The 25,895-nt window shown below is 71.8% G+C and carries 25 protein-coding genes; 10 read left to right on the top strand and 15 right to left on the bottom strand.

Annotated elements, in window-relative coordinates; genetic code table 11:
- Positions 1-135: 135 nt before the first annotated feature.
- The 5 genes from CF165_RS45465 to CF165_RS53730 are packed head-to-tail and all read left to right on the top strand — an operon-like array spanning position 136 to position 5,639.
- Positions 136-531 (top strand): GntR family transcriptional regulator, encoded by a 396-nt coding sequence (locus CF165_RS45465; protein WP_167441767.1) that lies wholly within the window; start codon positions 136-138, stop codon positions 529-531.
- Positions 528-1,409, top strand: coding sequence for an ABC transporter ATP-binding protein (locus CF165_RS45460; protein ID WP_093953833.1), 882 nt, complete (start codon positions 528-530; stop codon positions 1,407-1,409). Before CF165_RS45465 ends, CF165_RS45460 begins: the two co-directional genes overlap by 4 nt.
- Complete coding sequence (locus CF165_RS45455) at positions 1,406-2,389, top strand: ABC-2 membrane transporter-related protein (protein WP_093953832.1); 984 nt, start codon at positions 1,406-1,408, stop codon at positions 2,387-2,389. Before CF165_RS45460 ends, CF165_RS45455 begins: the two co-directional genes overlap by 4 nt.
- A 20-nt stretch (positions 2,390-2,409) precedes the next feature.
- Positions 2,410-3,516, top strand: a complete 1,107-nt coding sequence (locus CF165_RS45450) for an alpha/beta hydrolase family protein (RefSeq protein ID WP_093953831.1) — start codon at positions 2,410-2,412, stop codon at positions 3,514-3,516.
- Positions 3,513-5,639 (top strand): alpha/beta hydrolase family protein, encoded by a 2,127-nt coding sequence (locus tag CF165_RS53730; RefSeq protein ID WP_093953830.1) that lies wholly within the window; start codon positions 3,513-3,515, stop codon positions 5,637-5,639. Before CF165_RS45450 ends, CF165_RS53730 begins: the two co-directional genes overlap by 4 nt.
- 47 nt (positions 5,640-5,686) lie before the next feature.
- Here the strand turns inward: CF165_RS53730 and CF165_RS45440 are convergent, their stop codons facing one another.
- From CF165_RS45440 to CF165_RS45395, 10 genes are all read right to left on the bottom strand, one after another.
- A complete protein-coding gene (locus tag CF165_RS45440) occupies positions 5,687-6,598 on the bottom strand; it encodes an extracellular catalytic domain type 1 short-chain-length polyhydroxyalkanoate depolymerase (protein WP_167441766.1) in 912 nt (303 codons plus the stop codon).
- Positions 6,599-6,609: 11 nt separating this feature from the next.
- On the bottom strand, positions 6,610-7,356 hold the full coding sequence (locus CF165_RS45435) for an SGNH/GDSL hydrolase family protein (RefSeq protein ID WP_093953828.1): 747 nt from the start codon (positions 7,354-7,356) through the stop codon (positions 6,610-6,612).
- Positions 7,357-7,367: 11 nt separating this feature from the next.
- A complete protein-coding gene (locus tag CF165_RS45430; RefSeq protein ID WP_093953827.1) occupies positions 7,368-8,408 on the bottom strand; it encodes a glycoside hydrolase family 62 protein in 1,041 nt (346 codons plus the stop codon).
- Between the two features lie 192 nt (positions 8,409-8,600).
- Complete coding sequence (locus CF165_RS45425) at positions 8,601-13,355, bottom strand: RHS repeat-associated core domain-containing protein (protein ID WP_093953826.1); 4,755 nt, start codon at positions 13,353-13,355, stop codon at positions 8,601-8,603.
- Positions 13,356-13,362: 7 nt separating this feature from the next.
- Positions 13,363-13,815: a YbaB/EbfC family nucleoid-associated protein gene (locus CF165_RS45420; RefSeq protein WP_093953825.1), complete on the bottom strand. Its 453-nt coding sequence runs from the start codon at positions 13,813-13,815 to the stop codon at positions 13,363-13,365.
- 11 nt (positions 13,816-13,826) lie between these two features.
- Positions 13,827-14,132, bottom strand: coding sequence for a type VII secretion target (locus CF165_RS45415; protein ID WP_093953824.1), 306 nt, complete (start codon positions 14,130-14,132; stop codon positions 13,827-13,829).
- Positions 14,129-15,838 (bottom strand): hypothetical protein, encoded by a 1,710-nt coding sequence (locus CF165_RS53590; RefSeq protein WP_093953823.1) that lies wholly within the window; start codon positions 15,836-15,838, stop codon positions 14,129-14,131. Before CF165_RS53590 ends, CF165_RS45415 begins: the two co-directional genes overlap by 4 nt.
- 16 nt (positions 15,839-15,854) lie before the next feature.
- Positions 15,855-16,187 (bottom strand): hypothetical protein, encoded by a 333-nt coding sequence (locus CF165_RS45405; RefSeq protein WP_093953822.1) that lies wholly within the window; start codon positions 16,185-16,187, stop codon positions 15,855-15,857.
- Positions 16,177-17,007, bottom strand: a complete 831-nt coding sequence (locus tag CF165_RS45400) for an ESX secretion-associated protein EspG (RefSeq protein ID WP_093953821.1) — start codon at positions 17,005-17,007, stop codon at positions 16,177-16,179. Before CF165_RS45400 ends, CF165_RS45405 begins: the two co-directional genes overlap by 11 nt.
- A gap of 239 nt (positions 17,008-17,246) precedes the next feature.
- Entirely contained in the window at positions 17,247-17,783 is a 537-nt protein-coding gene (locus tag CF165_RS45395; protein WP_093953820.1) for a ferritin, read from the bottom strand.
- A 47-nt stretch (positions 17,784-17,830) separates the two neighbouring features.
- Between CF165_RS45395 and CF165_RS45390 the strand changes: the two genes are divergently transcribed.
- Positions 17,831-18,598: an SDR family NAD(P)-dependent oxidoreductase gene (locus CF165_RS45390; RefSeq protein WP_093953882.1), complete on the top strand. Its 768-nt coding sequence runs from the start codon at positions 17,831-17,833 to the stop codon at positions 18,596-18,598.
- Between the two features lie 46 nt (positions 18,599-18,644).
- The gene (locus tag CF165_RS45385; protein ID WP_093953819.1) at positions 18,645-19,274 is read left to right on the top strand and encodes a PaaI family thioesterase; all 630 of its coding nucleotides are present in this window, start codon (positions 18,645-18,647) and stop codon (positions 19,272-19,274) included.
- Here CF165_RS45385 and CF165_RS45380 read toward each other — a convergent pair.
- From CF165_RS45380 to CF165_RS45360, 5 genes are read right to left on the bottom strand one after another with little or no spacing between them, the layout of a single operon-like run.
- Entirely contained in the window at positions 19,271-20,029 is a 759-nt protein-coding gene (locus CF165_RS45380; protein WP_167441765.1) for an MHYT domain-containing protein, read from the bottom strand. The genes CF165_RS45385 and CF165_RS45380 overlap by 4 nt on opposite strands.
- Positions 20,030-20,050: 21 nt before the next feature.
- On the bottom strand, positions 20,051-20,638 hold the full coding sequence (locus CF165_RS45375; protein ID WP_167441764.1) for a GTP-binding protein: 588 nt from the start codon (positions 20,636-20,638) through the stop codon (positions 20,051-20,053).
- Positions 20,619-20,996, bottom strand: coding sequence for a DUF742 domain-containing protein (locus CF165_RS45370; RefSeq protein ID WP_093953817.1), 378 nt, complete (start codon positions 20,994-20,996; stop codon positions 20,619-20,621). Before CF165_RS45370 ends, CF165_RS45375 begins: the two co-directional genes overlap by 20 nt.
- Positions 20,993-21,427 (bottom strand): roadblock/LC7 domain-containing protein, encoded by a 435-nt coding sequence (locus CF165_RS45365; protein WP_020640722.1) that lies wholly within the window; start codon positions 21,425-21,427, stop codon positions 20,993-20,995. The genes CF165_RS45370 and CF165_RS45365 overlap by 4 nt, the downstream gene beginning before the upstream one ends.
- Positions 21,427-23,598, bottom strand: a complete 2,172-nt coding sequence (locus CF165_RS45360) for a HAMP domain-containing sensor histidine kinase (protein WP_093953816.1) — start codon at positions 23,596-23,598, stop codon at positions 21,427-21,429. Before CF165_RS45360 ends, CF165_RS45365 begins: the two co-directional genes overlap by 1 nt.
- A 348-nt stretch (positions 23,599-23,946) precedes the next feature.
- Here CF165_RS45360 and CF165_RS45355 point away from each other — a divergent pair, with 348 nt between their 5' ends.
- The 3 genes from CF165_RS45355 (at position 23,947) to CF165_RS45345 (ending at position 25,839) form a co-directional block, all read left to right on the top strand.
- Positions 23,947-24,906 carry an ArsR/SmtB family transcription factor gene (locus CF165_RS45355; protein WP_093953815.1) on the top strand — a complete coding sequence of 320 codons (960 nt, stop codon included), beginning with the start codon at positions 23,947-23,949 and terminating at the stop codon, positions 24,904-24,906.
- 180 nt (positions 24,907-25,086) lie between these two features.
- Positions 25,087-25,362, top strand: a complete 276-nt coding sequence (locus tag CF165_RS45350; RefSeq protein WP_093953814.1) for a hypothetical protein — start codon at positions 25,087-25,089, stop codon at positions 25,360-25,362.
- 36 nt (positions 25,363-25,398) lie between these two features.
- A complete protein-coding gene (locus CF165_RS45345; protein ID WP_093953813.1) occupies positions 25,399-25,839 on the top strand; it encodes a MarR family winged helix-turn-helix transcriptional regulator in 441 nt (146 codons plus the stop codon).
- Positions 25,840-25,895 lie beyond the last annotated feature (56 nt).

The following is a 25,895-nucleotide window of genomic DNA, read 5'->3' as shown; positions in this document are numbered from 1 at the left end:
GAGAGGAAAACGATCACTTCGCCTCCACAGACGCCGCAGCCGCGGCGAGGTTGGCTCCGGCGGCCGAAAAAGATCACTGGCCTGAACAGTGCTGCTTAGCTATAGTGCTAGGTAACTAGATAAATGGAGTTGCCGATGATCGAGTTCCACCTGGACACGAGGTCCGGCCTGTCGCCGTACCAGCAGCTGGTCCAGCAGGTGCGGCACGCGCTGCGCCTCGGCCTGCTGTCCGAGGGAGACCAGCTCCCGAAGGTCAAGGACGTGGTCGCGAGCCTCGCGATCAACCCGAACACCGTGCTGAAGGCCTACCGCGAACTGGAGCACGACGGCCTGGTCTCGGCCCGGCCCGGCGTCGGCACGTTCGTGACGGCGACGTTGAACGGCGGAGCGTCGTTCGCCGTGCTCGGACCGCTGCGGCGCGACCTGCGCCGCTGGCTTTCCCAGGCCCGCAAGGCGGGTCTCGACGAGGAGAGCATCGAAGCCTTGTTGATGTCCACGTTTCGCGACTCCGCCAGAGAGGACATAGCGTGACTGTCCTGAAAGCCCAGGGACTGGGCAAGAAGTACGGGCGCAAGCAAGCGCTGACCGGCTGCACGCTGGAGATCGAAGCGGGCCACGTCACCGGGCTCGTCGGCCCCAACGGCGCGGGCAAGTCGACGCTGCTCAACATCGCGGCCGGCATGCTGGAGCCGACGACCGGCACGATCGAGGTGTGCGGCGGGGTGCCGGGCAGCGGCCCGGAGCAGCTGGCCAAGGTCGGCTACGTCGCCCAGAACACACCGGTCTACAGTGGACTGTCCATCGAAGAGCACCTGCGGCTCGGCGCCCACCTCAACCCGGGCTGGGACGCTTCGCTCGCCGAAAAGCGCATCGAACGGCTCGGGCTGGACCCGAAGCAGCACGCCGGCAAGCTCTCCGGCGGCCAGCGCGCCCAGCTGGCGCTCACGATCGGCATCGCCAAACGCCCCGAACTGCTGCTGCTCGACGAGCCGGTCGCGGCGCTCGACCCGTTGGCCCGCCGCGAGTTCCTGCAGGACCTGATGGAAGCTGTCGCCGAGCACGGGCTGTCCGTCGTGATGTCCTCGCACCTGGTCAACGACCTCGAGCGGGTCTGTGACCACCTCGTCGTGCTGGTGGCCTCCCAGGTCCGGGTGATCGGGGAGGTGGAGACGCTGCTCGCCACGCACCACCGGCTCTCCGGGCCGCGCCGCGACGTCGAGACGCTGCCGTCGGACCAGCACGTCGTCTCGGCGAAGCACACCGACCGCCAGACCACCGTCCTCGTCCGCACCGAGGCGCCGATCCTCGATCCCGCGTGGACGGTCGGGCAGATCGGCCTGGAAGACCTCGTCCTCGAGTACATGAGCAACCCTGCCGCCGCTCGCCCCGCTCTGGAGGTCCTCCGATGACCTGGCTCACCTGGCGCCAGTTCCGCATTCCCGCGTTGTCCGTGTTCGCCGGGCTGCTCGCGGTCGCCGTCGTGCTGGCGATCACGGGGCCGAGCCTGGTCGGGCGCACGAACTTCTCCGACCAGGACACCCTCTTCTACGGCACGATCCTGGTGCTGTACCTGCTGCCCGCGGTGATCGGCGTCTTCTGGGGCGTGCCGATGATCACCCGTGAGCTGGAAAGCGGCACGCACAGCCTGGTGTGGAACCAGACCGTCACGCGCAAGCAGTGGCTCACCACCAAGCTCGGGGTCGGCCTGCTGGCCGCGATGGTCGCGGCCGGGCTGCTCGGCTGGGCGGTGTCGTGGTGGGCGAGCCCGATCGACGCGCTCGCGGCGACGCAGACCGACCGCGGGATGCTCTCGCGCATCATGCCGGTGGTGTTCGGCGCCCGCGGCATCGTCCCGATCGGCTACGCGGCCTTCGCCCTCGCTCTCGGCGTCGCGGTCGGGATGCTGCTGAAGCGGACAGTGGCCGCCATGGCCGTCACCCTCGCCACGCTCGCCGCCGTACTGATCCTCGTCCCGGCGTTCGTGCGCCCGTACCTGCTGCCGCCGCAAACGGAAACGGTCGCGATCGTCGGCAAGGACATCACGAACATCACCGGCAACGACAACCAGGGAATCACGGAGATCGGGATGCGGCAGCCGGCCGGTGCGTGGGTGCTGGCGAACGAAACCGTGGACCCGGCCGGGAACGTGGCCGCTCCGCTCCCGGACTTCATCCAGACGTGCGCCCCGCGGCCGGGCCAGGGGCCGCCGGAACACGGCTCCATGGAACAGTGCATGGCCCAGCTGGGCGCGCACGGCTACCAGCAGCGCCTGACCTTCCAGCCCGGTTCCCGGTTCTGGCCGCTGCAGTGGCTCGAACTGGCGCTCTACCTCGCGATGACCGCCCTGCTCACCTGGTTCTGCTTCCGCCGTCTCCGCCACCTGTCCTGACGATTCCGACTGGGGGAATCATGCGCACTCTCGCGGTAGTCACCGCACTCACACTCACGTTGACCGCGTCGCCCGCTTCGGCGGCCACGACGCCCTACCTGCCCGCCCCGACCGGTCACCAGCCGGTCGGTGTCACCACACTGTCCTTCAAGGACACTTCGCGCGCCGACCCGTGGGTGCCGTCGGTGCCCTACCGGGAGCTGATGGTCTCCGTCTTCTACCCGGCGACCTCGGCGAACGGGCCGAAGAAGCAGTACATGACCCCGCTCGAGTCGGAACGCAACCTCGAGCGGCAGAACATCCCGGGCCTCCCGCTGGACGTCTTCAGCACGGTCCGGACGAACGCCGTCGTCGACGCGCACCCGGCCGGGCGGTGGCACAGCCTGCCGCTGGTCGTGCTGTCCCCGGGCTGGACCCAGCCTCGCGCGACGCTCACCGCGCTGGCCGAGGACCTCGCCAGCCGCGGGTACGCCGTCGCGGCGATCGACCACACCTACGAGAACCGGGCCACGACCTTCCCCGACGGGCACGTCACGGGCTGCGCCGCCTGCGAAGTCGACGACCAGCCCGGGTTCTGGGAGAAGTTCGCGCAGGTCCGGTCGAAGGACACGTCGTTCGTGCTCGATTCCCTCTTGTCTTCGAAGTGGGGCGCGCTGATCGACCCGCAGCGGATCGGCATGACCGGCCACTCCGCGGGCGGCGCGATCACCACCCAGGCGATGCTGGCCGACCCGCGCATCCGCGCCGGCGCCGATCTGGACGGCAGCGTCCACGTCCCGATCCCGGCTTCGAGGCTCTCGCGGCCCTTCATGTTCTTCGGCAGCAAGGACAACTACACCCCGGGCGAGCCTGGTCCGTACGACGACTGGGAAACCGACTGGACGCACCTGACCGGGTGGAAGCGCTGGCTCATGGTCTCGGGCACGGTGCACCAGTCGTTCACCGACCTCGGCGTGCTCGCCGCGCAGCTGGGCGTCGACCTCGGCGACTCGATCGACCCCTACCGCGCGCTGGCCGTCACGCGGACGTACGTAGGCGCTTTCTTCGACCTGAACCTGCGCTGCCGTCCGCAGCCACTGCTGAGCACACCCTCGCCCGCTTACCCGGAAGTGACCTTCATCGGATGAGAATCAAGAGCCTCATGGTCATCACCGCACTCACCCTGGCCTTGGCGTCGCCGCCCGCGTCGGCGGACCCGGCGCTCACGCTGGCGAAACCGACCGGCGACCGGCCCGTCGGCACGACCGCCCTGTACCTCAAGGACACTTCGCGCCCCGACCCGTGGGTGCCGTCGGTGCCCTACCGGGAGCTGATGGTTTCCCTCTTCTACCCGGCGGTTCCCTCGGCAGGGCCGAAGAAGCAGTTCATGTCAGAAGCCGAGGCGAAGGCCGTCTTCGACGAAGCGGGCATCACCGGTATCCCGCCGTCGGTGATGACCACGGTCCGCACCGACGCCGTCGTCGACGCGCCGCCCGCCGGGCGCGGCCTGCCCGCCGTCGTCCTGTCCCCCGGCTTCAAGCGGCCGCGGGCCGAGCTGACCTCGCTGTCGGAAGACCTGGCGAGCCACGGCTACCTGGTCGTCCTGGTCGACCACACCTACGAGAACGTGGCCACCACCTTCCCGGACGGCCGGGTCACCGGCTGCGCGGCCTGCGGCGACCACGACATCGAGTTCTGGCAGAAGCTGCAGCGCGGCCGGGCGAAGGACGTGTCGTTCGTCCTGGACTCGCTGGCGCACTCGAAGTGGGCTTCGCTGATCGACAGTTCCCGGATCGGCATGGCCGGGCACTCCGTCGGCGGCACGAGCACGGTGAACGCGATGGTGACCGACCCCCGGATCAAGGCCGGGATCGACATGGACGGCACGCAGAGCGATCCCCTGCTCGCCCCGGGCCTCGACCGGCCGTTCCTGTTCTTCGGCAGGCAGAGCCTGTACGCCCCTGGCACCGGGGTCGAGTCCGCCACCTGGGACGCCGACTGGAAGCAGCTGAAGGGCTGGAAGCGCTGGCTCACCGTGGCCGGGATGCAGCACCCGTCGTTCACCGACATCGGCCTGGTCGGTGAGCAGCTGGGCCTCGACTTCGGGGCGACCACCCCGGCCGCGCGTGGCCAGGCGATCACCGCGGCGTACGTCCGGGCGTTCTTCGACCAGCACTTGCGCGGCAAGCCGCAACCGCTGCTGGACCAGCCGTCCACGCGGTACCCGGAGGTCGCCTTCGCCCGGACGTCGACGCCGTACCTGCCCGCCCCGACCGGTGACCGGCCGGTGGGCAGCGCGGCGGTGTACCTGAAGGACACTTCGCGTCCCGACCCGTGGGTGCCGTCGGTCCCCTACCGGGAGCTGATGGTCTCCCTCTTCTACCCGGCTGCTTCGGCGAAGGGGCCGAAGACGCAGTACCTGACCCCCGCGGAGTCTGCGGCGTTGCTGAAGGACAGCGGCCTGAACGTGGCGCCGGACCTGCTCACCGGGATGGTGACCAATTCCGTCGCCGATGCGCGGCCGGCCGGGCACGGGCTGCCGCTGATCGTGCTTTCGCCCGGTTACACGAAACCCCGTGCCACGCTGACCGCCCTGGCCGAGGACCTGGCCGGCCACGGGTACGTCGTCGCGGTGGTCGGCCACACCTACGAGAACGCCGGGCAGAGCTTCCCGGACGGGCGGTTCGCCGGGTGCGCCTCCTGCGAAGTCCCGCACGACGACGCTTTTTGGGAGAAGCTGGAACTCGGCCGGGCCGCCGACGTGTCGTTCGTGCTGAACTCGCTGACGCACTCGAAGTGGGCTCCGCTGATCGACAGTTCCCGGATCGGCATGGCCGGGCACTCCATCGGTGGCGCGAGCACCATCCCGGCGATGGTCGCCGACAGCCGGATCAAAGCCGGGATGGACATCGACGGCACGACCCACGTCGCGCTGACCCCGCCCGGGCTGTCGCGGCCGTTCATGTTCCTCGGTCACCAGCTCGGGGAAACCGCCTGCGTGCCGGGCGACCCGACGTGGGAACGGGACTGGGCGCAGCTGACCGGCTGGCGGCGCTGGGCCGACGTGAAGGGCGCCCAGCACGCGTCGTTCACCGACGTGGGCCTGGTCGGTGACGAACTGGGCGTCGACTACGGCGCGAAGACCACCGCGCTGCGGACCCAGGAGATCACGCGGACGTACGTCAACGCGTTCTTCGACCAGCACCTGCGCGGCGAGTCACGGCCGGTGCTCGACCGGCCGGGGTATCCGGAAGTCTCGTTCTGCCACTGATACAGCGGAAGCGGCGCACTGGGGAGTGCGCCGCTTCCGCCGTTTTCTCAGTGGTCGAGGCCGAGGAACGAAATCGCGTACGCCAGCTGGCCGGTCATCGGCAGCTGGTGCCCCACGCCGGCGATGCTGACGCCCTCCACCGTGGCCTGGGTGCTGGTGTTGCCGTACCGGGTCCGCGTCCACGACGACTGCGGGTGGTCGGTGAACGCCGGTGTCTGGCTCAACCCGTTCAGGTTGGTCCACTGCTTGATCTCTTCACCGAAGTTCGGGTACGACAACGTCGTGTCGGTGGTGCCGTGCCACAGCTGCATCCGCGGGTAGCGGCCGGTGTAGCCCGGGTACATCGACCGGGCCAGGTCGCCCCACTGCTGCGCGGTCTTGATCGACTGCCCGCTGGAGCAGGTGCTGTTCCACAGCGAACCGTTCGTGGTGGCGAAGCACCCGGCGGGTACGCCGGAGTACGCCGAACCCGCCGCGAACACGTCGGGGTACTCGGCGGCCAGCACGTTGGTCATCATCGCCCCGGACGAGAAGCCGCTGACGACGACCCGCGCCGGGTCGACGTTGTAGCGGGACTTGGCGTAGGCGACCATGGACATGATCCCGGTCGAGTCCCCGCCGCCATTGCGCTTCAGCGCCTTCGGCGTCGAGACGTCGAAGCACTTCTCGCTGCGGGTCGCCTCCGGCAGCACCATGATGTAGCCGTAGCGGTCGGCCGCGGTGACGTAGTCCTTGCCGTTCCAGCCGAAGACGGAGCTCGCCGAGCCGCCGCAGTAGTGCACCAGCACCAGCAGCGCCGGCTTGGCCGCGACCCGGTCGGGGACGTAGACGTACATGTTCAGGTTCGTCGGGTTGTTCCCGAAGTTCGTCACCCTGGTCAGTGCCGCCGCGTGGGCGGGCGAGACGAGGCCGAGGGCCATGACCACCATGGCCAGGACAGCGGTGAGCAGACGTTTCATCACGGTTCTCCTTACGCTGCGCCGAACGTCGCCGCCGCGAGCGCCTCGGTGGCGACGGCGGAACGCGGGTTGCCGATGCTGCCCGGAACCGACCGCAGGGCGTTGTACCAGACGGCCGCCATCTTGTCGTAGCCGGCGGCGTTCGGGTGGACGCCGTCCGGGAGGTCGGCGGCGGACACCGCGCTGTGCATGTTCACCAGGTGCACGTGCTTGCCGGCGTTCACCTTGCTCTGCACGATCCCGGGCACCGCGTTGTTGAACGTCCGCACGGCGGCGTCCCCGCTTTCCCACCCGAGCGGGATGAGCTGCGCGACGAAGACGTCGGCGTTGGGTGCCGCCGAGGTGATGTGGTCGATCAGCGTGGACAGCCGGCCGGGCGCGCTCGCGACGTTGTAGTTCTGCAGCACGTCGTTGGTGCCGATGTGCAGCAGCACCGAGCGCGGGTTGTAGGTTCGCATCCAGCCGGTGACGTTCGCGTCGATCTGGTCGATGCGCCAGCCGGGATGCCCTTCGTGGTCGTGGTCCCACAGGCTGCTGGGCCCGTTGAACTGCGAACCGACGAAGTCGTTGGTGTAGCGGCCCGCGGCCAGGCGCTGCCACAGGCCGATGCGGTACCCGCCGGGCACGCCCGTGCCGTAAGTGATCGAGTCGCCCAGCGGCATGATCCGCACGCCGCCGTTCGACTCCGCGCGGGCGACGCCGGTCAGGCCGGCGAACGCGATCGCCAAGGCCGCCGCGGCGGCCAGGAACCTCTTCATCGTCCTCCTCCTCAGCAGGTCGAGTTGGTCTGGGTGAGCAGGCCGAGCCGCCAGGGCAGGCTGTTGTAGTCGCCGCCCGCGTTGGGGTTCTTGCCCTGGTAGAGGTACTGCAGGCGGCACGGGTTGATCGGCAGCGTCTGATCGTTGCCGGAGCGGATCATTTCGCCGTGGCTGATGTCCTTCGACCACTGCCCGCCGGGGAAGGTCACGGTGTTCGCCCGGGCGAAGGGGTTGCTCTCACTGGCCGCGAGCGGACTCCAGCTGCCGGCGAGGCTCGACGACGTCCAGGAGCGGAAGTAGCGGCGCCCGTCGGAGCCGATCGCCTCCACCAGCAGCAGGTACTGGTTCTGGCCGGCCACCTTGTAGACGTTGCCGGCTTCGAACAGGTTGTTCTTGTTGGAGTCGCGCATCGCGATCACCGTGTTGCCGAAGCCGTTGGGGAAGTTCGCCACGGTGGTCTGCGACCGGTACAGGTGCCCGTTGTCGTCGGAGGAGAACAGGGAGCAGTTGGCCGAGTCGCAGATGACCCACATGTCGACCCAGTAGCCGTTGCCGATGTTCTGCTTGATGATGTCCGGCATCGCGCCGAAGAAGTTCTTCGGCGCACTCCAGCCGTTGGGATTGGCGATGTCACTGTTGGTGGAGTAGGCGGCGTTGCCGTTCTGGTAGACGAGGTACCACTTTCCCTGCGGTGCGAAGTAGAAGACCTGCGGCGCCGCCCTGTAGCCCGAGCCGATCGCGGTCCGGTCCAGGTAGTACTGCGGGGCCGAAGCAGCTTGCGACCAATCGGAGAAATTGAGGTACACGAGGTTGTAGCCCGCCGCGTTCGCGGTGCTGGCGAACACGTGGTACTTGCCGCCCGAGTAGACGACCGTCGGGTCCTTGATGCCGGCGATGTTGTGTGTGGCGTCGGACTTCGGGCTGATCAGCACACCGCTGGAGCTCCACCGGAAACTGCCCGGGAGCGCGGCGGCGTTCGCCGCGGGGACGTTCAGCAGCGCGGTCAGCAGAACCGCGGCGATGGCCGTCAGGTACCGGATCCGGGATTTCACATGACCTCCTGGGGGCAGGGAGAAGTGCGCCGGTGGCGACCGAAACTTTCGCCATCGGATCCGAAATTCGACGAATTCTCGAAACTTTCGCTATCCTGTTAGCGATAACATTCGTTTGTTGGCCACAGCTTAAACCCGCATGCCGCTCGCTGACAACGGTCGGCTACGCAGCGCAATCCCGCCGCCGGAGAATCAGTCGTCGTCGGAGTCGTGGACCGGCTTCTCGTAGCCGCCGCGTTCCAACGCCTCCCAGTCCTTCGGCGTCGGGTCGCGGTAGGTACGCAGGTGGATGTCCTCGAGTTCTTCCTCGTACGACTGGTGATCCGGGAACCGCCCGGTGCGCGCGGCGTCGCGCGCCGCGTGGAGCTCCCGCGCGTCGTGCGTGCTCAGCGGCGGGGTGGTTTCGTTGACGCCCTTGCCCGTCGCGTACGTGACGCCCTTGCCCACCGACTTGTCGACCATGTGGTGGAACGAGTTGTCCGCGATGTCCCCCTCGAGCGTGCCCGTCTTGCCGTGGAACGTCGGCTGGTGGGCGTAGTCGAGCTGGTTGAGCTGCAGGGCCGTGTTCGGGTCGCCCGCTTCCAGGGCGTTGCGCTGCGAGTCGCGGTAGGACTGGGCGGTGAACCCGGACGGCGCCGTGCGGGAACTGGTGCCCGTGCCGATGTGCTCCCGGTGCGACCGCAGTTCCTCCTGGTACGCCGGGGCGTGGTTCTCCAGCAGTTTCTGCTGCTCCCCCGCCCCGCGCTTGGCGTCGCTGCCGCGGCCGAGCACCTCGTAGCCGATCGGGTGCTCCGACTGGTGGGTGTCGCCGCTGACCTTGCCCTTCGCCGGTCCGCCCGGCGCCTTCAGCCGGTTGTCGAACAGGTCCGTGAGCCGCTTCTGCTCGCGGCCCTTCGCGCCGTGGGTGCCGTCGTCGTAGCTGGTCTTGGCCCGCTTCGGCGGCTGTGGCCCCGACGAACCCGGCAGCAGCCCCGGATTGCTGCCCGGCGGCCGTTTGCCGCCCCCGCTTCCGCTCGCCTGGCACGGCGTGACGCCGGTGAGGCCGAGGGGGTCGATCCGGTGGGTCGGGTTGGCCACGTAGGCCAGCGAGTCCGGCGCCGGGCCGAGGCCGAGCGGGTCGTGGCTCAGGTAGCGGCCGGTTTCCGGGTCGTAGTAGCGGTGGAAGTTGTAGTGCAGCCCGGTTTCCCGGTCGTGGTACTGGCCGGGGAACCGCAGCGGCGTCCAGGCCCGCGCCGGCTCGTCGGCGACCTGGCCCCACAGCGTGGCGCGCGGGTGCCAGGCGACGTCGCCCGCCTCGTCGACGAGCTCGGACGGCGTGCCGACCAGGTCGGTGACGACCGCGTGGAACCGCTCGCCGGTGCGCCGGCGCTCGGTCTGCGCGATCGGCCGTCCGGCACCCGGTTCGGTGTCCCACCCGACGGTCAGCCCGGCGTGGTTTTCCTCGGCCAGGTCGGTGCCGTCCCAGGTGAACCCGATCCGCTCGGCGAGCCGACCGCCGCGGTCGAACCGCAGCTTCGCGATCCGGCGCCCGAGCGCGTCGTAGTGGTAGACCCACCGGTCGCCGTCCGGGGTGCCGACCGTGGTGAGCCGGTCGTCGGAGTTCCAGTGGTAGCGCCAGGTCCGGCCGTGCCGCTGCCGCTCGACCGTGCGGCCGAGGGCGTCGTGCCGGTAAACCGTGTCGCCGGCGGCGGTCAGCAGCGTGCCCTCGTACCGGCGCGGCCCGCCATTCGCGTGCGTGATGGCGCCGGACGCGCTGTAGGCGTACTCCTCCTGCCACGCGGGCCCGGTCACCGAGGACACCCGCCCGGCGGCGTCGACGGACAGGGTCCGCGGGCCGGACAGCGCGTCCGAGACCGCGGCGAGGTGCCCGTCGGGCAGGTAGGCGTACTCGCGCCGCTGGGTGGTCCGCTCGCCGGCGACGACCGCCTGCCCGATCAGCCGGTCCTGGGGATCCCACCACTGCCGCAGCTTCGCGTGCCCGAGGCGCCGGGACACTTCCCGCCCGCCCCGGTCGTAGCCGAAGCGCAGCTCCCGGGAGCCGGTGCGCAGCGCCACCGGCCGCCCCGCCGCGTCGTAGGTGAAGACGGCGTGCCCGCCCGCGGGTGTCCGCCGGACGGTCCGGCGTCCGAGGGCGTCGTACTCCGAGTGCACCACGCGGCCGTTGACGGACTCCGCCACCACCCGGCCGAGCGGGTCGTGGTCGAAGCGGACCTCGGCGACGTCGTTGCGTGCGGAGATCATCCGGTCCGCGCTGTCGTAGGCGAAGACGGCCACGTCGGGGCCCGCGCGGCGGGTGACGATCCGGCCGAGGACGTCGCGTTCGAGCAGGATGGTCCCGCCGTCGGCCCGGTCGATCCGGACGAGCTGCCCCGCGGCGTCGTAGCCGTAGCGCGTGGTGCGGCCGTTGAAGTCGGTCTCCTCGATCGCGTTCCCGGCGGCGTCGTAGGTGTAGCGCCACACGAGCCCTTGCTCGTCGGTCACCGCGACGAGCCGCAGTTCGGTGTCGTAGGCGTACTCGAGCCGGTGCCCGTCCGGTCCCGTCTCGGCGACCGGCAGGTCGAACGGGCCGAACTCGGTCCGGCTGACCAGGCCCCGCGCGTCGACGGCGTCCTCGGCGGTGCCCGAAGCGGCGTCGGACCAGCGCCAGGTGGCGCCGTCCGGGTCGATCCGCTCCCGCAGGTCCCCGCCGGGCGCCCAGCGCAGCCTGGTCACGGCGCCGAGCGGGGTGACCACCGTGGTGACGCGGCCGAAGGCGTCGTACTCGTAGCGGGTGACGGCGCCGAGCGGGTCGGTGACCGCGACCGGCAGCCCCGCCGCGTTGTTCTCGAACCGGGTGACCCCGCCGAGCGCGTCGGTGACGGTGGCGATGCCGCCCGCGTCGTCGTACCCGTACTCGGTGACCGCGCCCAGCGGGTCGATGGTGCGCACGAGCTTGCCGCGCGGGTCGTACTCCCGCCGCCAGACCTCGCCGTCGGGCCCCATCCGCAGCACCGGACGGCCGCGCTCGTCGTACTCGGCGACCGCGACACCGCCGTCCGGCCTGGTCACGCGCACGACGTTGCCCGCGTCGTCGAGTTCGTACGTCGTGGTGCGGCCGAGCGGATCGGTGCGGCCCCGGACCCGGCCGTGCTCGTCGAGGTCCACTGTGGACGTATGGCCGAGCGGACCGGTTTCGGCGATCACGCGCAGGCGTTCGTCGAGCCGGTAGGTCGTGGTCGCGCCGAGGGAGTTCGTGAGCCGGGTGACGCGGTTTTCGTATTCCAGGGCGCAGTCGAGGTGGCCGCCGTCGCTTTCGGTGCGGACGCACCGGCCTTCGGCGTCGAAGCCGTAGCGGTACCAGCGGCCGGCGCAGTCCTCCCAGCGGACGATCCGGCCGTCGGTGTCGTAGGTGAACGTCGTCGGGACGCCGCGATCGTCGACGACCTCGGTGAGCCGCCGCCGCGCGTCGTAGGCGTAGCGGGCCAGCGGGGTGTCCGCGCCGGGCAGGCGGAGGGCGGTCACCAGGCCGTCCCCGGTCTCGACGAGCAGCCGGTAGCCACCGGAGTGCCGCAGTTCGGCGGGCAGGCCGGCGTCGTCGTAGCCGATCACGACGTGGTTGCCGTCCCCGTCGCCGAGCGCGCGCAACCGGCCGTCTTCTGCGAAGAACAGCAGCCGTTCGGTGTCCGGATCGCCGACGGCGTACCCGGTGCCGTCCCGCCACAGCCGCAGCCGCGGGCCGGTATCCGGGACCACGAGGGCGTCGCCTGACGGCACCGGGAAGGTCAGCAGCGTGCCGTCGGCCAGGGCCAGGTGCAGTCCGCCGGGCCCGGCTTCCAGGCGCTGGTCGAGCGTCGAAGCCCAGGACGGCCCGAAGAGGCGGCCGTAGCGGTACGACGAGATGTGGGTGCGTGACACGACGAGCGGCAGGGCACCGGCGAAGTGGGCGTCGTCCTGGGTCAGGACGACCCAGCCGGTGGCGACGTCGATCGGGTCGGCGCAGAGGGTGCGGTCCTTCACCGGGACGTCGTGTTCGGCGGGGTTGCCGCGGTCGCTCAACGGCCGCGTTCCCGACGGCGTGGTGGCTGGAGTGTCCGGAGTGGACGGTTTCGGTGTGGTGGCGGGAGTGTCCGGCAGAGCTTCGCCGGTGTGGGACGGCGTGGTCGAGCCGCCGTCTCCGGGCAGCGTCTCGGCGGCCCGTGGCCTCGGCGGCAGGTCCCCGGCCGCGTGCGCGGGTGTGACCGATCCGGCGTCGACGTGCCGCAGGGCCGTGGAAGCGTCGCCGAAGACGTCGCCCGCCCGCTTCAGCAGCGGGATCAGCTTGCCCAGCGCGTCGACCACCCGGCCGGTGACGCTCGCGATCTTCGCGCCGGTCGAGGCGACGGCGCGGACCACCTGCGGCACCACCCAGGTCAGCCCGATGCCCAGGGTGGCGAGGGCCTGCAGCGCCCAGCTGACCAGCCGGCCGACCAGCTCGGCGATGATGTCGCGGACCAGCCCCCGGACCGCCGCCACCAGTTCGCCCGCGGCCCGCACCCCGCCCGCCGCCCCCTCGGCGGCGTTCTGCGAAGCCAGGAGCAGCTTCGCGGTGTCCGCGGTCCGTTCGTGGTAGGCGTCGGCCGCCGGCCCGGTCCAGTTCGGCGTGTCGGCGGCGGCCATCGCGGTCAGGTCGGTCCCGATCTCCGCCAGCTGGGCGCCGACGGCCTGCCACGTCTCGGCGTGCGCGGAGATCTGGCCCGGGTCGCCGGCGAGCGCGTCCAGAGCCTCCTTCAGCGGGCCGACGTGCTCCATCAGCCAGCCGACCCCTTGGGCGAGGATCGTGCCGAAGGGGTCCATCACCGCGCCGAGCGCGTCGAGGCCGGCGCTGGTGGCGGCGAGGGCGCCGGCGGCCCAGTCTCCGCTGTCGATGGCGGACTTCAGGTCGTCGGCGGATTCCAGCAGCGAGGCGCCGGTGAACGCGGGGTCGGTCACGTCCGGATCACCACGGCTCGTCGTCTTGGGCGGCGGCTTCGTCGCCGCTTTCGGGCTCCGGCGGTTCGTCGCCGGGATCGGGGAACCGGCCGCGCAGGTCGGCCAGCATCAGCTCGCGGGTTTGCGGGTCGTCGTCGCCGAGTTCGGCGGCCAGCACCTCGCCGACCCGCCCGGCGATCCCGGCCTGCGCCCGGCGCATGGTGCCGAGGATCAGCGCGGCCAGCTCGGGCATCGGGACGGTGCGCGCCTTGGGCCCGAACTCGAGGTCGGTGACGCTGCCGTCGGCCCGGACGGTCACCCGCACGAAGTCCGACACGCTGGTCGCGCTCAGGCGCAGGTCCCCGGTCCGCCGGGCCACCGATTCGTACTTCTCGGCCTTCGCGCTGAGGCCGGCCGCCCACTGGTCGAGGTGCGCCCGCGCTTCGTCGGGGCTCCCGCTCATCGCCATCACGCCGGTCATGGTGGTTCCTCTCAGGCGAGGTAGTCGTCGAAGGGCTGGGCGGAGGCGTCTTCGCGCTGCTCGTAGTTCCCGGCCGCGGTGCGCACGTTGGCCGCCGTGGTGCGCACGGCCGAGGCCGTCGCCGCCAAGGCGTCCTTTCCCTTTTCCTCCACCGGGTTCACGATCGGCGGGAGGAACGCGCAGAGCAAGCCGTAGGCGTTGCCCGGCATCGACGAAGCGGCGGCCATGGCGGTCAGCGCGGCGATCCGCGCGTCGAGCGCGTCGAGGTGTCCGGCGTGGACGGTGAGCTCGTCCGCGGCGACTCCGAATCCCGTCACGGCTTCTTCCTCCAGTTCTTGTTCTTCTTCCAGTCGCCGAGGGTGGGCGGGACGACCGGCTGTTCGGCGGCGAAGAGCTCCGGATCCGCTTCGAGGTAGTCCGCGACGCGGTGTTCTTCGTCCTCGGCCGGCTTGCCGCCCGCCCGCGGGACACCGGCCGGCGCGCCTGGCGTGCCCGGGGTGCCCTGCTGACCGGCCGGGGGCCGCGGCACGTCGGGGGCGGGGCCGCTGTTCAGGGCTGCCCCGGACCGCTCCGGTGTCCCGGCACCGGGCGGCAAGACATCGTCGCGGCGCGGACTGCTCGGCCCCGGCGCATCGTCGCGGTGCGCCGCCTCGGGCAGTTCGGGAACTCGCGGTCCCCCGGAACGCACGATGTCGTCGCGGCGCCGGCCACCGCGGACGCCACCCGGAGGCACCGGCCCGGGACCGGCGGTCCCGCTCACCGCGGCCGGATCCGGCGGCGGGAGCGGGGGAACTCCGCCCGCGCCGACCGGATCCGTCGGGAACGGCGGAACCCAGCGGGCCCCGCTCACGGCCGTCGAGTCCGGCTGCGGGAAAGGCGGAACCCCACCCACCACGGGCAAATCCGACCGTGCCGCACCCGCCACCGGCGACCCCGGCCGAGCCCCGCCCACCACGGGCGAATCCGGCTGCGGCAACGGCGGAACCCCACCGGCCACCGGCGATTCCGGCGCCACCCCAGCCGCCACCACCCGCTCCGGCGGACGGCCACGCGGAACTCCGCCCACCACCGGCGAATCCGGCTGCGGGAAAGGCGGAACCCCGCGGGCGGCCTCCGAATCCGGCGACCGGAAACCCGAAACCCCACCCACCACCGGCGAGCCCGGCACCACCCCAGCCGCCACCACCTGCTCCGGCGGGCGGGCAGGCGGCACCCCACCGGCACCACCCACCCCCACCGAATCCACCCCGCTCGCCACCGGCGAATCCACCCGCGAACCGGGCGGCACCCGGCCGGGAACCTCCGCGGCCACCACGGAATCCGACGGCACCGCACCGGGAAGACCCATCGTCTGTCCACTTGAGACCGAAACGCCGGGCAGGTCCGGCGGCGCGGCGAAGAACGGCGTCGCCACGGCCTGGGCCAGCGTCCGGTCGTACTCCGTCATGATCCGCACCGCCTCGGCGTGCGCGGCTTCCTGCGCTTGGCGGGCCCGCGTGTCCTCGCCCAGCCGGCGGGCGTACTCGACCGGGTCGGTGATGCCCTGCAGCCGCGCGTTCGCCGCTTCCGCCGAGAACTCGACCGGCGGGTTGGCCGCCATGCGCTTGCGCGCTTCCTCCAGCGCCTGCGCGTGGAGCTGCTGCTGCCGCCCGGCGAACAGCGCGCCGCGGCCGGTGGTGGCGAGCCAGTGCCCGACCGCCGTCAGGTGACGGCGGACGGCGTCGCCGCCCGCACCCCGCCAGTCACCGCGGCTGTCCTCGACCGCGCGGGCCAGCGCCCGCTCGTGCAGCAGCAGCTCGTCGCCGATGCGGAGCCACTCCTGCGCCGACTCGGCGACCGCGGCCGGGTTCGCGTCCGTCGAGATCTCGGTCATCATCTGTTCGTGGGAGACGTTCTCCCACACCGTCGCCGGCACCCCGGCGGACGGCCGCAGCTCCAGGTCCCCGCCCGCCGAAGCGGTTTCGGGAACCTGCCGGAGGGCGCGCTGGAACCCGGCGTACCAGGTGTCCGGTTCTCTCGACACGTGCGCTCCTCGACGCTCAGGCCCCGGGGTGGAGGCGGCCGATCGTGTCGCGCGTCGCGGCCTCCCGGCCGGCGTAGTTCTTCGCCGCCGTCTCGATCGCCTCGACGTACTGGGGGAACGCGGTCCGGGCCCGCTCGAGCCGGGTGAGCAGGCCGCGGTCGTCCGTCGCGGTCGCGGCCATCCGGGCGGCGACGAACCGGCCGGCCGGGGTCGCCCCGAGGCGCGGCGGCCCGCCGAGCACCGCCCACCGGCCCGCTTCCGCGTCCAGGGTCGCGGCGACGGCGTCGAGCGCCGCCACCAGCTGGGCGCCGACCTGGGGGCCGACCGCGAAACCGCCGTCAGTAGACATGGGACACCGCCCGTCCGATCGCGCCGGCCACGACGTCGCGGCCGGCGGGCTCGTAGCGTGCCGACACGGCACCGTTCGGCCCGGCGGCCGCGTGCACCAGGTACCGGCCCGCCGCCGTGTCCACCCAACCCAGCGTGGGGGCGGCCACCCGGCGCCCGGTGCGGTCCCGGCCGGTCACCACGATCTGCCCGCCGCCGAACCGGGGACCCGCCAGCACCTCGGCGAGTTCGTCGGGCGCTTCCGGTTCCGGACCGCCGGGACCGAGCCGGGGTCCCACGTCGAGGGTGTCGAAGGCGCGGGTTTCCTCGTGGTCGTGCTCGGCTTCAGCGAGGCGACGCCGCCGCATCGCCGACATCTCGGCGTCGGCGGGCCGCTCGACGGACACGGCCGGGCCGCCCGCGCCGTCCACCGCGGGCAGCACCCCGGCCAGCACCTCGACGAACTCCTCGTCCGAGAAGAGCGAAAATTCCAGCCGGTCGTCCGCCGCGAGCTGCGTGATGCCGAGGGCCTGGGCGCCGTCGGTCAGCCCGGCCACCGCGATGGTTTCGCCGAGCCCGTCGATCCCGGCGATGGCGACCAGCACCCGGTGCCCGCCGAACAGGGCGAACGCCGTGCGCAGGCCGCGGTTGAGCCGGCCACGTACGGACAGCCGCCGTCCGGCGAGCGCCGCCTCGACGTCGTCCGCCAGCGCGGACAGCCGCCGGGGATCCCCCGGCACCGGCCGGAACCGGAACGGGAAGATCCGCGCGGGCACGCCGAGGGCTTGGCCGAGGACGTCCGCTTCGACCGGGTCGAGGGTGAAGTCGAACCGCTCCGCCATCGCTGCCACCTTCCGCCGGCCCCGTCGCCGGCGAGGGCTCCACCGTTACGCCGAACGGCCGTATCGCGCTAGGCTCAGCGGCCCAGGACCGGCCACCGACGGCAAATGGTTGCACGTCCGAAACCCGGCCGAAGCCGGCTCGCGACCGGACCACCCGATCTCGCGGCAAGACCGCGCGAACAGGTGAAGCACCGATCAATTGACAAGATCAAGTGGCCGGGCGCGCCGCCCGGCCACTGTCAGAGCTTGCCGCCCGCGACCGCCGGCATGTCCGGGGCGTCCTCGACCGCCGTGGCCGACTCGCGGAACAGGTGGTTCTCGACCTCGAACAGGTTGCCGCCGGCGCGCTCGACCACGGTGAGCAGCGTGGACATCTGCGCCACCTCTTCGACCTGCTCCTTGAGGAACCAGGCCACGAACTGCTCACCGAGGTAGTCCTCCTCGGCCCGCGCGGCCTTCGCCATCGCCTCGATGTCGGCGGTGACCGCCCGCTCCTGCGCCAAGGCCAGCTCGATCGCTTCGTGCACGCTCGAAAAGTCGTTCCGGACGTCGCCGGTGCCCGGGATGGCCACCGGCTGGTCGCGGTCGAGCAGGTAGCGCACCATCGCGAGCGCGTGGTTCCGTTCCTCGATCGCCTGCCGGTAGAAGCGCTTGGCCAGCCGTGGCAGGTCACGGGCGTCGAACCAGACGGCCAGCGCGATGTACTGCTGGGCGGCGGTGAACTCGTGGCGGATCTGGGTCTGCAGCAGTCCGGCGAACTTCCGGGTTTCGGCCATGCCCCACAAGGTACGACGGACCGGGGGTGCGGATCTACGATCGGCCGGTGACCTCCGCCCCCGGCCTGCCCGACCTGTCCGGCACGATCACCTGCGTGACCGGCGCTTCCGGCGGTATCGGCCGGGGGATCGCGCTCCGGTTCGCCGAAGCGGGCAGCGCGGTGGCCGTGCACCACCGCCGCCCGGGCGCCGCCGACGACGTCGTGGCGGCGATCGAAGCCGCGGGCGGCCGGGCCCGCGCGTTCGCCGCCGAACTCACCGACGAGCGGGCCTGCCACGCCCTGCTCGACGCCGTCGCGGACTGGGGCGGCCGGCTCGACGCGCTGGTGAACAACGCCGGCGTCCAGCCGGTCGAAGCCCTCGCGGACCTGACGGCCCAGCGCTGGCAGTCGATGTTGGACGCGACGCTGACCAGCGCGTTCTCCTGCACTCAGGCCGCGGCCCGGCGCATGCGCGACGGCGGCAGCGTCACGCACATCGCGTCGATCGAGGCCCGGCAGCCCGCGCCGGGGCACGTCCACTACAGCGCGGCCAAGGCGGCGCTGGTGATGCACGCGCGCGGCGCGGCGCTGGAGTACGGGCCGCGCGGCATCCGCGTCAACACGGTGTCCCCCGGGCTGGTTTCGCGCGCGGGCCTGGAGCAGGAGTGGCCCGACGGCGTCGCGCGCTGGCACCGCGCCGCACCGCTGGGCCGGCTGGGGACGCCCGCCGACATCGGCAACGCGTGCGTCTTCCTGGCCTCCCCGCTGGCGTCCTGGATCACCGGCCACGACCTGGTCGTCGACGGCGGCGTCAGCGCCCGTCCGACCTGGTGACACTGCTAGAGTGAAACGTGTTCTAGTTCCGGCTCCAGGGAGCGCGATGCCCGAAAATCCGTTTCCCGTCGTCGACGGCGTGCCGGAAGGCCGCGCGCTGCTCGGCTCCCGGATCCGCGAGCTGATCGAGGCTTCCGTGTGCGTGCGCGACGACGAGGCCGACCTCGCCGCCGCGGCACGCCGGGTCGAGGCCGTCACCGCCGCCCTGCGCGCGGCCGGTGGCGCGAACCCCTTGCTGCTCGCAGCCCTCGAAGGCGGGGGCCACCTGAGCATCAACAACCCGCTCGAAGGGCCCGGGAACCCGCTGGCGCCACCGTTGTCGTGGGTGGACGTCGGGCCGGACTCGGTGTGCGCCGAAGTCCTCCTCGGCGCCGCGCACGAAGGACCGCCCGGCCGCGTGCACGGCGGCTGGGTGGCCGCGGTCCTCGACCACGTCCTGGGCCGCGCGACCGCGGCGGCCGGCTTTCCCGGCATGACGGCGTCCCTGACGGTCGACTACCACCAGGGGACGCCGTACGCCGTGCCGCTCACCGCGGAAGGGTGGCTCGTGCGCCGGGACGGCCGCAAGCTCCACGCCGCCGGGACGTTGAAAGCGGGCGACGTCGTCTGCGCGAGCGCGACGGCGATCCTCGTGCACTTCAGCGCCGACCGGTTCCCCGTGTCCACAAAGGACTAGGGGGCGACCGTCGTGTGCCGGGGCGCCTCCGAACTGGACGTGGCCATCAGGACCGCGCAGATCGGCACCGCCATCGCCAGTGCCGCCAGCACGAACACCGGGAACAGGAACGAGAACACCTCGGTGCCGGACGGGTCCGGCGCCGCCGGGTCCAGGTGCAGGCGCACCGCCGCCATGCCCGTGTAGTGCATGCCCGACACCGCCGCCCCCATCACCAGGCCCGCCGCCAGCCGCGGCAGGAGCTTGTCCAGCCCGACCGTGAACCACAGCGCCGCCGTCGCCGCGACGACGGCGATGACCACCGAAAGCGCCACCAGCGTCGGGTCGTACCCGATCGTGCCCTTGACCTGCACCGCCCACATCCCGGTGTAGTGCATGACGTTCACCGCGAGCCCGGTGAGCAGCCCGCCGAGCAGCAGCCGCTTCCAGGCGAACCGGTTGCGGACGCCGAACACCAGCAGCCCGCAGAACACCGCCACCACCGACAGGATCGCCGACAGCGTCGTGCGCAGGATGTCGTACCGCACCGGCATCCCGGGCGTCGAAAAGCCGAGCATCGCGATGAAGTGCATGACCCAGATGCCGACGCCGCCGATCGACACGGCCGCGAGCACCAGCCAGGTCAGCCGGGCCCGCGGGCTGTCGGTGGAGCGCGCCTGCAGCGTGCAGGCGAGCCCGAGGGCGCACCCCACCACCGAGGTGAGGTAGGCGAGCACGACGAGCCAGTTGCCCATCGCGAAGTCTTCGTGGTCCATGGGCATTTTCTCCGGCTCCTGTCAGGCTTTCCGTTGCTGGGGCGCGTGCAGCTCGGCGAGCGCGTGCTCGGCCGCGGCGATGAGGGTCTGCTTCGTCGAGTCCGGCGACCGCGCGTCGCAGGTGATGATCTGCACCGCCGCCGGGATCTTGAGGGCTTCGCGCACCTGGTCGGGTGCGTGCTGGTGGGTGTCCTGGAACTGGTTGATGGCCACGAGGAACGGCAGGCCGCGCGACTCGAAGAAGTCGATCGGCGCGAAGCAGTCCGCCAGGCGGCGCGTGTCGACCAGGACGATCGCCGCCACCGCGCCGCAGACCAGGTCGTCCCACATGAACCAGAACCGGTGCTGGCCGGGCGTGCCGAACACGTAGAGCACCAGGTCGTCGGCGAGGGTGAGCCTGCCGAAGTCCATCGCGACCGTGGTGGAGAACTTCCCCGGCACCGCCTCGGTCCGGTCCACGCCGACGGCCGCCGTCGTCATCAGGGCTTCGGTCCGCAGCGGGTTGATCTCCGAGACGGCACCGACGAAGGTCGTCTTGCCTGCCCCGAATCCGCCGGCCACGACGATCTTCGCCGAGGTGATCCTTTTGTCAGAGCGCACGTAGTCCACTGAGGACCCTTTCGAGCAGGTCGTTCCGTTCGTCCCAGGAGGCGTCCGCGGTGAGCGTGTCGCGGATCGACACCTGGCCGGCGAAGAGCAGGTCGCCGATGAGCACCCTGGCCACGCCCAGCGGCACGCCCAGGTGGGCCGCGACCTCGGCCACCGACCGCTGGTGCAGGCACAGCTGGGTGACCACGGCCAGGGGGTTGGTCGGGCTGTAGGGCGCGGTGCGGCCCTCCGCCGTCGTCTCCACGAGGGCTTCCACCGCCAGGTCGACCGTCGGCCGGGTGCGACCGGCGGTCCACGCGTACGGGCGGGCCAGCGACGCCGCGTGCCGCCCGCCCTCGCGTCGCCGGCCTTCCGTCACCGGGCCGCCCCCGGCGTGGCCGCGGGCCTGGCCGGGGTCTCGACCATCTTCCCGACCCGGTCGACGAGCAACGTCATCTCGTACCCCACCAGCCCGATGTCGCAGCCCGGGTTGGCCAGCACCACCAGGTTCGAGCCGTCGCCGACGTTCATCAGCATGAGGAAGCCCTGCTCCATCTCGATCACCGACTGCACGACCCGGCCCGCGGTGAACAGGTCCGCCGTGCCGAGCGCGAGGCTCGCGAGGCCGGACGCGATCGCCGAGAGCTGGTCGGCCCGGTCGCGCGGCAGGGTTTCGTTCGCCGCCACGAGCAGCCCGTCCGCCGAGACGAGCGCCGCGTGCGCGACGCCGGGTACCTCCTGCGTGAACGCCGACACCAGCCAGTTCCGGGACTGGTCGACCACTTCCGTTCCTTCCTGCCGGGTGCTCATCACTGCTCCGCCTTCGGATCGGCCGCGACCCGGTGCCGGGCCGCGCGCATGCCGCTGTAGTGCCGGGAAAGGTTGTTCCGCACGGCGGCGGGATCGCGGAAGGACGGGTCGGCCGGCTTCGGCTGCCGCGGGGTCACCGAGCCCGGCGCGAGCTGCGCGCCCGGCTGCCGGGTCGGCAGCCCCGAGTCGGTGAACTCGACGTCGTCCAGGGTGCCGATCGCGGCTTCCGCGGCCTGCCGGACCGGGTCGGCGGGAGTCGCCCAGGCCCCGGGCTGCGCCACCTGGGCGGGGGTGTCGGCGAACCAGTGCGACAGCATCTGGTCGAAGATCGGCGTCGGCATCGGCGTGTGCTCCGTGACAGCGGACGGCGCGGGACCGGGTTCTTCGGCGGGCCACCGCGGTTCGAGCTCGTGGCGGGCGGTGCCGTTGACCGCCGGGGTCATCGGGGGCAGCCCGGGCCGCGGCGGCAGGTCGACCAGGATCAGCACGCCGGGGACGTGCACGCTGGCGGTGATGCCGGCGCTGGCGGTCCGCGTGGTCGTGGGCCGCAGCCGGACGGTGATCCCGTGGGAGGCGGCCAGCCTGCTCACCACGAACAGGCCCATCCGGCGGGTGGTTTCCGGGCTCACCGCCGCCCCGGCGGCCAGCCGGGCGTTCGCCGCTTCGAGGTCTTCGCGGCTCATGCCGAGCCCGACGTCGACGACTTCGATCAGCAGGCCGCCGTCGAAGCCGCGGTCGGCGGTGAGCACGACCTGCTCGTCCGGCGGGGACGAGCGGATGGCGTTCTCCAGCAGCTCGGCGAGGATGTGCACGACGTCGGCCGCGGCCTCGGACTGCACCGACCCCCGCGGCGCGTTGCCGAGGGTGACGCGCTGGTAGTCCTTGACCTCCGACGTCGCGGCCCGCAGCAGCTCGACCGTCGCGACCGGCCCGACGTCGCGGCGCACCGGCCGCCCGCCCGCCAGGACCTGCAGGTTCTCGCCGTTGCGCCGCAGCCGGGTGGCGATGTGGTCGATCTGGAACAGCTCGGCCAGCCGCTGCGGGTCCTGCTCGTCGGCTTCGAGGTCCTCGATCACCGACAGCTGCAGCTCAACCAGCGACTGGCTGCGCCGCGACAGCGTCATGAACATCTCGCTGACCTGGATCCGCATCTCGGCCTGCTCGCCGACGGCCAGGCGCACCGCCTGCCGGTGCATGTCGTCGAAGGCGCGCGCGAGCTGCCCGATCTCCTCCTCGGAGTCGACCGGGAGCGCCGCGGTCGCCCGCCAGTCGACGTCGTCGCCTTCCCGGATGCGTTCGATCGTGGCGGGCAGCCGCCGTCGCGCGGTGTCGAGCGCGGCCGCGTGCAGCCGCCGGATCGGGGCGACCACCGACCGGGCCACGGCGAGGGCGATGGCAAGGGCGCCGAGCAGGGAAGCGAGTACCAGCGCGGCGTCGCGCAGCGCGTCGGAACGGGCGAGGTTGGTCTGCACGCCGACCGCGTCCGAAAGCGTCTTCACCTGCTCGGCGAGGATGGTGCCGAGCACGGCGCGCTTCGCCGCGGGTCCGCCGGCGCCGGGGCTGGTCGCCGCGGCGAACCGGGCCGCCGCCGCGCCGGCGGGCAGCGCCCGCCGGATCTGGCCGGTCAGCACGGTTTCTTCGGCGACCGCGGTCGCCAGTTCGTCCGCCGGATTCCCGGCGAGCGCTTCCTGCCCGGCAAGGCCGGTGCGCAGCTGTACCAATGCTTCGGCGACGGCGGCCGCGGCGTCGAGATCGGTATTCCCGGCCTGCCGGACGACACCGGCGATCAGTTCGCTGAGCGCCACGGTGAAGTCGTGGTAAGCGGCGCTTTTCGCCGCTTGCGAACCGGTCTGCTGGCGCAGGCCGGCCAATTTACCGAGCTGATCTTCCAATGTCCGCGACAGCGGGAGGTTGAGCTGGGAAAATGCGGCGTCGTGGCGGACCGAAGCGGCTTTCGCGTCGACCGCGGCGGTCTGGGCGGCTCCGCCGTCGTGGATCATCTCGTCGTCGACGAGACCGGCGAGTTCGGAAATCCCTTGCACGACCGGCATTTGGTCGCGCACGGCGCTCAAGCCGCCCGCCTGGGCGAGCTCGGCCTGCACGCGTCCGCCTGCCAGCAGCAGTGCGACCAGTACGGGCAGCAACAGCACCACGGAGATCTTGGTGCGCAACCGCCAGCTACCCGGATTCCAGGACACGGCGGAACGACGGGATGGAGGTTCGTCTTCTTTCATCGGTGGCGTGGCTCGATTCGTACCGGTGGCCCGAGAACGATTTCTGGTTCGTTTTCCGCGGAATTCAGCCGGAGACGTAACTCCGGCGACCGCGGTGTTGTCAAGGAACACCGGCCGTTTCCCCCGTACGCACCAGCTACGCAGGGTGAACTGCCACGGCACGGCTTTTTACCCTTGCGGAGGGTGAAGAAGGCGCGCAAATCGAACTGAATTCCCGGCCGGGTCCGTGAATTTCCGGCACCGGCGCGTCGGGGCGCCCGGACGGCCGGGCTACGCTCAAGGGTGATGTTGAACGTGCACTTCACGGAAGCCGACCTGGCGAAGGTGACCATCGCCGAGGACGCCGACCCGATGTGGGAACTGCTGATGAGCAGCTACCGGATCCGGCGGCCGGAGGGCGAGCCGCTCTTCGGCCGGTGGCGCCGGGGATCACGCTCCGCGGTCCCGGAGTCGGGCCGGCTGCTCATGTCGGCCGTCCCGCCGTACGGCTACTGCCCCGACTTCCTCACCCCGGCCGGGGCCCGCACGATCGGCGAAGGGGTTTCGGCGGTGCTCGAAACCCCGGAGCCGACGCTGGCCGCCGACGTCGCCGAGCTCACGGCGCAGGGCACCCGCGTCCAGCCGTGGCTGCGCCGCCTCGCCGACGGCGAGCCCCGCGAACTGCGGCGGCTCGGCACGGCCCTGCAGGACTACTACCGCCAGTGCGTCGCCCCCGACTGGGCGGCGGTCCGCCACGCGGTCGCCCGCGACCGCCGCCGGCTGCGGACGAACCTCGACCGCGGCGGCCCCCAGCTGCTGCTTTCGACGCTGCACCCGGACATCACGTGGACGCCGCCGGTGCTGCGGGTGCGCTTCCCGATCGAGCAGGAACTGCACCTGAACGGCCGCGGCCTCCAGCTGATCCCGGCGTTCTTCGCGCACGGCATGCCGACGACGTACAAGGACCCGGCCCTGCCCCCGGCGCTGGTCTATTCGATCAGCCACGCCCGCTTCGACAGCGACGCGGAGCCGGGCCCGTCACTGGCGGCCCTGCTCGGCCACACGCGCGCCAGGGTGCTCATGACGACGGCGATCACGCGCTGCAACACGAGCGAGCTGGCCGAGCTGACGGGCATCTCCCCGGCGACGGCGAGCCAGCACGCGTCGGTCCTGCGGGCGAGCGGGCTGATCACCAGCTCCCGCTCGGGCAAGTCGCAGATCCACGAGATCACCCCGCTCGGCCTGGCGATCATCCGGGCAAGCTGACCGGCCGGCGGCGTGTTAGCCTGTCGCCGTGCAGCGCCTGATGTCCTCGCGACTCGTAACCCGGCGCGCCGGCTGAACCAGGTCGCCGGCGCGCAGCGTCGGCGACCGCGGATTTCGCGGTGTTTCTCGGCGGGACCTGGCCCCGATCCCCTCCCGCACCGAAACCGTGGAGATCACGCCATGTCTACTTCGTTCGCCGTTCCCGCTCCCCGTTCCACGCTGCTGCTGCGACGCCGGATCGCCACCTACTTCGTCGGCGGTGTCGAGGAGGTCCCCGGTCTCGTCGGCGCGCTGGCCCAGGGCGGCCGTCTCGTGCACGAGCTTTCCGTCGACATCCGGGACGGCGTCCGCGAAAGCAGCATGGTCTGCGCCGTCCTGCTGGCCGGCGACGAGATCGAGCCGCTGCTCGGCCGGCTGCGCGCGCTGCCGTCGGTCGTCTCCTCCGAGCTCGCCTGATACCGGTTGGCGGCGCCAACGATGTAGGCTGCCTCCGTGGACGAAGCCCCCGCCCGCCTGACCGCGAAACCGAGCTGGCTGATCACCCAGCTGGCCGTGCACGCCCACCGGCTGGCCTCGGAGGGCTTCGCCGCCGCGGACGCGCGCGGGTACCACTTCCGCATCCTCGCCGCGCTGGCCGAGTTCGGGCCGGCCAGCCAGGCCGCGCTCGGCCGCCGGTGCAACATGGACCGCAGCGACGTCGTCGCGGCGATCAACGAACTGGCCGAGCGGGGGTTCGTCGAGCGGACACCGGATCCGGACGACCGCAGGCGCAACATCGTCAGCCTCACCAAGGCGGGCGACCGGCAGCTGCGCCGGCTGGACGAGGCCCTCGACCAGGCCCAGGACGACCTCCTCGGACCGCTCACGGCCGAGGACCGGCAGACCCTGACCACCCTGCTCACCCGCCTGCTGCACCACCACCAGCGAGCCTGACGGGGGCTGCCGAGGTCATGAACGACCCTTTCCTGTCGTCCGAGGTCATGAACGAG

This window comes from Amycolatopsis vastitatis (genome assembly GCF_002234595.1).
Taxonomy (GTDB): Bacteria; Actinomycetota; Actinomycetes; order Mycobacteriales; family Pseudonocardiaceae; genus Amycolatopsis; species Amycolatopsis vastitatis.
Note: the sequence above shows the minus strand (reverse complement) of the source record. Positions and strands in the feature narration are given on the sequence as shown.